General features: G+C 70.2%; 9 protein-coding genes. 3 read left to right on the forward strand and 6 right to left on the reverse strand.

What is annotated here, in order from left to right; all coding sequences use genetic code 11:
* Positions 1–43: 43 nt before the first annotated feature.
* The 3 genes from AB0P06_RS33945 (at position 44) to AB0P06_RS33955 (ending at position 3137) form a co-directional block, all read left to right on the forward strand.
* Positions 44–2269: a hypothetical protein gene (locus AB0P06_RS33945; protein ID WP_363614305.1), complete on the forward strand. Its 2226-nt coding sequence runs from the start codon at positions 44–46 to the stop codon at positions 2267–2269.
* 179 nt (positions 2270–2448) lie between these two features.
* Positions 2449–2943, forward strand: coding sequence for a hypothetical protein (locus AB0P06_RS33950; protein WP_363614307.1), 495 nt, complete (start codon positions 2449–2451; stop codon positions 2941–2943).
* On the forward strand, positions 2940–3137 hold the full coding sequence (locus AB0P06_RS33955) for a hypothetical protein (protein ID WP_363614309.1): 198 nt from the start codon (positions 2940–2942) through the stop codon (positions 3135–3137). The genes AB0P06_RS33950 and AB0P06_RS33955 overlap by 4 nt, the downstream gene beginning before the upstream one ends.
* Before the next feature lie 94 nt (positions 3138–3231).
* Here AB0P06_RS33955 and AB0P06_RS33960 read toward each other — a convergent pair whose 3' ends face one another.
* From AB0P06_RS33960 to AB0P06_RS33985, 6 genes are all read right to left on the reverse strand, one after another.
* Positions 3232–3801 carry a hypothetical protein gene (locus tag AB0P06_RS33960; protein WP_363614311.1) on the reverse strand — a complete coding sequence of 190 codons (570 nt, stop codon included), beginning with the start codon at positions 3799–3801 and terminating at the stop codon, positions 3232–3234.
* An 80-nt stretch (positions 3802–3881) separates the two neighbouring features.
* On the reverse strand, positions 3882–4490 hold the full coding sequence (locus AB0P06_RS33965) for a hypothetical protein (protein WP_363614313.1): 609 nt from the start codon (positions 4488–4490) through the stop codon (positions 3882–3884).
* Positions 4491–4526: 36 nt separating this feature from the next.
* The gene (locus tag AB0P06_RS33970; RefSeq protein ID WP_363614315.1) at positions 4527–4694 is read right to left on the reverse strand and encodes a hypothetical protein; all 168 of its coding nucleotides are present in this window, start codon (positions 4692–4694) and stop codon (positions 4527–4529) included.
* Positions 4695–4733: 39 nt separating this feature from the next.
* A complete protein-coding gene (locus AB0P06_RS33975) occupies positions 4734–5039 on the reverse strand; it encodes a hypothetical protein (protein WP_363614317.1) in 306 nt (101 codons plus the stop codon).
* A 42-nt stretch (positions 5040–5081) separates the two neighbouring features.
* Positions 5082–5741, reverse strand: coding sequence for an NAD(P)H-dependent oxidoreductase (locus AB0P06_RS33980; RefSeq protein ID WP_363614319.1), 660 nt, complete (start codon positions 5739–5741; stop codon positions 5082–5084).
* A 500-nt stretch (positions 5742–6241) separates the two neighbouring features.
* Positions 6242–6676: an ester cyclase gene (locus tag AB0P06_RS33985; protein ID WP_363614321.1), complete on the reverse strand. Its 435-nt coding sequence runs from the start codon at positions 6674–6676 to the stop codon at positions 6242–6244.
* Positions 6677–7039: the final 363 nt, after the last annotated feature.

The raw sequence follows: 7039 nt of genomic DNA on the forward strand, positions 1-7039 counted from the left end.
CCGACACCACCTCATCCGTCTCATCCGTACAAGGGAGAAGCCTGTGTTCGACACCCCCTACCCGCCCCGGTCCGCCGACGAGCCGAACGACGAGGGGGGCAGGAGCGGAGACCCCGAGTCCTGGCTGCCGAGCTGGCTGCAGTCCCGGCAGGACCACCGCCCGGAGCAGCCAGACGCCCCGTCGGCTTTGGTTGAGGAAGCTCCGGAGCAGCCCCTCACCCAGGAGGTGGCGACGGATGTCCACACGGCCGCCGGTCCGGTGGCGAACTTTCACGGCCAGGTCGAGGTCGTCGCCGGCGTCGTCGAGCAGTTGATCCTCGAGACCCGCAAGCGTGATGTCCTCGAGGGCGAGGAGCTGGACCGCGAGGCTCTCCTGGAGCAGCCGTTCGTCCGTGACGCGTGGACGGACACCTGGCAGGAAGCGCTCGACCCGGTCACCGGCCGGTTGCGGGTGCCCGTCCTGGTCGTTGTCGCCCCCCGCGCGATCGGCGCCACCACCTTCGCGCTGCGTTTGTTGGCCGAACACACCGCGCCGAGCACCACGCTGGTCAAACTGCAGGCGGACTGGAACTCGCCCAGTCGGACCCGGCTCCCATTGGAGCAGCGGCACGCCTTCCAGCTCGACCTCAAGGATCCGGACACCGACCGGGTCTCGGCCGACTTCCTCACTTCGCTCGGGAAGCACGCCGAGCACCTCGCCGACTGCCGGTCCCACCTTGTGCTGACGGTAGCTCAGGAGCTCTGGGATGCCCCCGGCCTGGCATCCCGGTCAGGTGTGCACGTGCTCCGTCTGACGGAGTCCCCCGCCGCCGGCCCGGTGGTGAACGCCCATCTCGAGGCCGGCGGCCACCACGAGCCGGCCAGGGAGATCAGGGCGTCCGAGCGGGCCCTGTCCCAACTGCGCGGCCTGAACGCCGTGACGGCGGTCCGGGCGGTCCACCGGATCGTCGCGGTCTGGGAGGAGCACCGCCTGCGCCAGCAGGCCCCTGCCCTGCTTCGGAACGGAGCGGACCAGGACGCGGCGAAGACGTTCGAGGATCGCGTGCTCGACGCGTTGTCGGACTGGCGCGGGGAGTTGGACGAGCTCTTCGGGGACCGTACCGTCGCCCGTGGCAGGGCCGACCGGTCGTTGGCGCTCGAGGACCGCTACCTGCTGCTTGCCCTGGCGGTGCGGCAGTCCGCGCCGGTGTCCCTGGTGTCCGCCGGTGCGCGGCAGTTGCAAGCGGCGGTGGAGTCCGCGAACAGCGGCACAACGGCAGGAACGGCCGCTCAGGCTGCCTTCGCGGCCCGTGGTCTGCGCCGCCGGATCCAGGACGTCGGTGCCACGGTCGACGGGCGCGACGTGGTGCTCTTCGACCGGCCGGCCTACGGGCGGGCGGTGCTCGAGTACGTCTGGGACAACTACGAGGCCATACGCACGCCACTGCTCGGCTGGCTCGCGAAGCTCGCCGCCCGGCCCGACCCGACGGACCCGGTGGTCCGGACGCTCGCGTCCCTGGCCCTGCGCCACGGCACCAGGGAGCACCTCAACAAGCTGGCCGAGTTGACCGAACCGGACCTGCTGGGTGCCGTCCTCCGGACCGCAGTGCACGACGAGCATGTCGGACGCCTCGTCTGGGCCACGCTCTACCAGTGGGCCGACACGAGCGGCAGCGCGCCCACCGTGGTCTCCACCTGCCGCCTCGTTCTGGCCGACCCCGAGGTCAGCTCCGCCGCCGCGAAGATGGCCGTGGTCCGGCTGCGGCGGGTGGCCCAGAAGACCACTGACCCGGCCGTCCGGCAGAGCGTGCTCACGGCCTTCGAGGAGCTCGCCCGTCGGCCCGCCGGCCGGGCCCGGCTGGTTACTGAGGTCCGGACCTGGCAGCAGGCGAAGAGCTCGTCCCGGAGCGGGGGCCTGGCCTTCCTGGCCCTGATGTCGGTGGACGCCCCGGGATTGCCATGGCTGTTGTCGGCCGACGCGTCGGAGACCGATGCCCAGCGGGCCCTGGCGGAGCTGCTCGGCAGCACGGAGACTGCGATTGAGACCATCCCCCGGATCACCGACTGGATCCGCTCCTGCGCAAACGACTCCGACAGCTATGGGCAGCTCCGCGACCAGTTGCTCGTCCCGCTTCGCGGACATCGCATGTTCCAGGCGGGGATGGACCTGATGAAGGCGCTGACGGGCTCCGTCACAGCGCAAGGCGTCGACATCGCCGAGGACTTCTACCAGCACCTGGTCGGAGCACCGTTTCAGAAGCTCTTCACGCCCGACGACACCGTTCGATGAGGTGGCCGTGGCAGCGGGCCGCGCGCACCACAGGGTGCCCGCGGCCGTGCCAACTGCCCAGCGCTGAAAAGGGCGTACCGTTCGAGGCGACCTTCACCGTGATCTGGAGGCCCGCCTTGCGGCGCCGAGCCAATCTGGCGGAGCAGGTTCGTAGAGACCTCCGCGCTGACGCCGCGGAAGTGACCGCAGAGTTGCAGCCGGACGACCTGCTCGGGGCCGAGGACACCCTCAATGCCGTGTTCGGTGCGCCCGACGGGCAGCGCGCCCCGCACTACCGACTGCTGTCCGCGAAGTTCGCTCTCCGTCTGTCGCCCACCGCGCAGGAGACCCTGGCCGTCCGGCGGGCCGACACCGAACGGATCAGGCGGCTGGAGTTCCTCAAGACAGCCCTCTACGACCACCCGGACCTCGTGGTACTCGACCGCATGGAGCGGACCTCCCAACTCCCGGATGACGCCCGAGTGGCCGACCTGCAACGGCTCTCGCGTGCGATCAGGTCCTGCAACGCCTGGTGGTACCCGTTCCTCGAGCAATGGGAAGCGGTCGGTGCCGGGTTCCAGGACTTGGAGACCCGGCACGAGGCCATGCAGGTTCTGCTCCGGCACTCCGTCGAGGCCCTGAAGGCGGCCACCACGCTGCCGGACCGGGCCGCCCCGGACGGACGAGCCGGATGAGGGTGGCCCTGTGGCGGGTCCTGCTCGCCCCGCTCACGACCCTGCGGGCGCTCCGCCTCCAGCGGCTCAGCCGCTCCCCGTTCGACTTCGACAGCGCTTGGCGGCAGGCCCGGATGCACCGAGCGCCCGACGAGGTCGAGTACCTCTTCCAACGCCATGTCCAGGAGACGGAGGCCCGCCGGCCCGAGCCGTAACGCGGCCGGTTCCTCCGCCCCGGGAGGACGGTGACGGGGCCGCGCCAGCCGGAGACTGTTGGTGGATTGGCCCACTGGTTGCGTCCCGTTGCCGTCAGGCAACGGGACGCAGTCGTTCAAAGCGGGAGATGCGGGTTCCGGCCCAGGGTGTTCCGGTGAGCCACGCATCAAGCCGGGCAAGGTTCATCGCGGTGGCGGTACCAGAATCGCCGCCATCACGGCGATTCTCGAGGGCGCCTGGACCGCGATCCAGTACCCGGAGGCGTTCGCGGACCCCGACACCGGCGAGCTGGTCTCCGACGCCAAGGTCGCCGAGACCACCTACACCGCCTTCACCAGCCGCAAGAAGGCTGAGCAGGTCACCGCCCGCCTCATCGTACGTCGGATCCGCTGCCTGAACAGCGAAGCGGCGGCCGGGCAGGCCGAGTCGTCCACCGCGTGGCGTTACCACGCGGTCTTCACAGACAGCCCTTTCACCCTGATGCAGGCGGAGCTGCAGCGCCGGCAGCACGTCTTGGTCGAGCAGGTGATCGCGGACGCCAAGTCCGGACCACTGGCCCACCTGCCCTCCGGGCGCTTCCAGGCGAACAACGCACGGCTGACCCTGTGGGCGATCGCGTTCAACCCGCTGCGGGCCACTGGCAGCCTCGCTGGTTCCTTCCACGCCAAAAGCGAAAAATCCACACCGCCGCTCGTTCTCCCAGATCGTTGCGCCTTGCAGTATCCGGGGAAGAGAGCGGCGTGTCAGTTCTGGCGGGCTCTTATCGCGGCGATGCCCCGAGCGAGGTCGAAGGCCGCGACGGGGTCGCGTTCCTTCGTCCACGGCTCCGCGCCGCACCAGGGGCCGATCAGACGGAACTGTTCCAGTGCGGCGTCGTAACGCCGCGCCTTGACCAGGTACTGAGCCAGCAGGTGCCGAAGTCGGTTCACCCGCTGGTCTTTGTCGGGGACCTGATTCAGTGACCGGGCGACGCTCTCCAGCAGATCCCTGGCCGCACGCGAGGAGGGGAGCGCCGAGAGGCCGGAGCGTCGGGTGAGCTCGTGCAGCGCGTGCAGGTAGATCCCGGCGAGCGGGCTGCCGGCCGGTACGTCGCGCGCGGCACATTCAGCGAACTCCATCATCAGCTTGTTCGTGCTGGCCCACCTCACGCACCAGTACTCCAGGGCCTGACAGTGACCCGCGTAGTGGTAGGGGGCGCGCGTGACGAGCCCCTCCCAGAGCGGGCGGAACTCGTCGTGCTCATACCTGAGTCCGCGGGCGGCGGTGACCATCACCACCCACGGGCCGGGGTCCTCGGGCGCGAGCGTGGCGGCCTTCTGCGCGGCCTCCATCGCGGCGTTCAGCTGGACCATGAACCGGGCCATCGGAACAGCGGGAACGCTGTGCGCTTATCCGCTACCGCGTATCGCCCACGCGCGGTGCACAAGCAACTGGGTGTGGACGGTGGTGGCGGTGCAGTCGTCCAGCTGGGCCCGGAGCCAGTCGTCCACCCAGGTGTCGTCCCCGCTGGCGATCTGCTGCAGGACTTCCAGCCGGGACCAGCGTTCGTCTGGCAACAGCCCCATCATCGAGGAGCCCAGCGGGTGGCTGGGGACTCATGCTGAGCAGGTCTGGCCTACCCCCGAGCAGGAGCGGCCAGGCTGAGTGAGCGTCATCAACTGGGCATCCGCCCGGTCGAGGGCGGAGGCGAGCGCCTTGACGGCTCCGTTGGCGGAGTCCTTGAGTAGGTGGCTGTAGAGGTTGATGGTGATGGCGAGGGGGATGTCGGCGTTTATTACGATGCTGGCGGCGGTGCGGCGCAGGGCGTGCAACCCGATCTTGGGCAGGTCGAGTTCGGCGGTGCGTTTGCGGAGCTGGTCGGCGTGGTGCTCCTGGCCGGCCTTCACCCGGGCCGGGCCCAAGGGGCACGCGCGTGTGCGGAACGGGTCGGGTGGCCCCCGTCCTCAGTCCTGGGCCCGCTGGGTGACCGGGGCGTCGGTGCGGTCACCGAGGAACTCGTACCAGCGGCGGCGCAGGCAGACGTAGCGCACATCGGCCTCGACCAGGTGCAGGAAGGACGTGACGGTGTCGGACAGCCGTTGCCGGAGACCGGAGTCGACGAGGTCGCCGCTGTCGGTGAAGCCCTGGTAGGCGTTGGCGAGGCTGAACATGTCGGGGTAGACCCGGGTGCCGAGATGCTCCAGGGGCACCCGGAGCGCCCACAGACCGCGGTTGCCGCCGATCAGGGAGGGTGACGCGGAGACCAGCATGGCGTGCTTGTCCTTGAAGGGCTGCGGCCGGACCCGGGAGACCCAGTCGATCGCGTTCTTCAGGACACCGGGCGTGGAGGCGTTGTACTCGGGCGAGGAGATCACGAAGGCGTCGCACCGTTCGATCCGGTCCCGCAGTTCCAGCGCGCCCTGCGGCAGCCCTCGCGCGGCTTCGGCATCGCCGTCGTAGAGGGGCATGTCGAAGTCACCGAAGCCCGCGAGGTCGGCTTCGGCCCCGGCGTCGGTGACGATCCGGGCGACCAGCGAGGCGAGCTTGGCGTTGACCGAGTCGGCTCTCAGTGACGCGCCGAAGACCAGCACGCGCAGCGGCCCGGGGCTAGCGTCCGTGGTCATGATCGCTGCTCTCCTCACTCAAGGGGTATGTCGGTCGTTCGTGCCGGATCGCGACGCCGGGGGCTCCTGACCCGCCGGCCCCGGACGCCCTCCCGGCACACACCACCGCCGAGCGGCCCCGGCCGCCGGCATCGACATCTTGCAGCCGACCACAGATCACCGCTGTCCGGCGCCAACACGCCCGGCACCGGGCCGTCGGACCACCCCGACGGCCCGGCTCCTGGGACCGGATCTCCCGCTGCGCCCACGACGTCACCAACAGCTCCGGCAGCGGCTTCGGTGACGTCCAGCGCCGGATGGCGATGCTGATCGGCGTTACCGGCCAGGTCGGTTCCACGGGCGACTGGAACCGCGACGAACTCTGACCTGACGTCACCGACCCTTCGGTGCAGCGTACTTGCTCAGGCTGCGCCGAAGGGCCGGGCATCGCCGGTGCGTGACGCCGGACCTCGGCGGGATGTCCCAGGTGGTGATGGCGTCATGGGTAACTCCCCGCTCGTTCACGCCGCACCGGTCCCGGCGCCCAGTTGCTCCATGAGGGAGAAGAGGTTCGCCACCCCCCAGTGCTCGGTGATCTTGCCGTCGACCACCCGCATGGCGTCCACGGTTTCGAAGTGGACCTTCCGGCCGGTGGGCGCGATCCCGAAGAATTCGCCGCTGTGGGTGCCGTGGTAGGTCTTGTAGGTGGTGACGAGGTTGCCGTCGGCGGCCTGCCAGTGGATCTCGGGGCGGAAGTCGGGGAATGCCGCCCGCAGTACCCGGTAGAGCTCCAGCGCGCCGGCCTTGTCGGGGGTGCGCCCCGGCTGGGGGGTGTGGTCGACGAAGTCGTCGGCCCAGAGCTCGTCGAACAGGGCCCAGTTCCCGCCGCCCTGGACCTCCTCGGTGTTGCGCCGGACGACAGCCTTGGCGGCTTCGCTCACATTGTTCTGGTTCATCGGAGACCCTCCTGCAGGGGCTGTTCTGTCTGCCTGGTGCGGTCCGGGCCGCGCCGCCCGGATGGTTGATGGCTGATTCGGCGTCAGATGACCGGGGTCGTGAAGCCGTCGACGACGAACGCGGTACCGCTCACATAACTCGACAACTCCCACCCGGGAAACGCCACGGCGCCGGCGGGTTCCTGTGCGTCGGCCGCGTGAAGGCCCGCTGCCGCCCCAGCGCGGGTCTCGTCGACACGCGGGGCGGAACCCCCGTGCCGCGTTATTGGTCCGATCGGCTGGCGGCCCTGCGGTGACCCGGCGCGCCGGGGGAACCGACGGGGGGGCCGGGAGGACCCGCGGGGGTGTGTGGGGGCCCGGTAC

Source organism: Kitasatospora sp. NPDC088351, assembly GCF_040685575.1.
In the GTDB taxonomy this organism is placed as follows: Bacteria; Actinomycetota; Actinomycetes; order Streptomycetales; family Streptomycetaceae; genus Kitasatospora.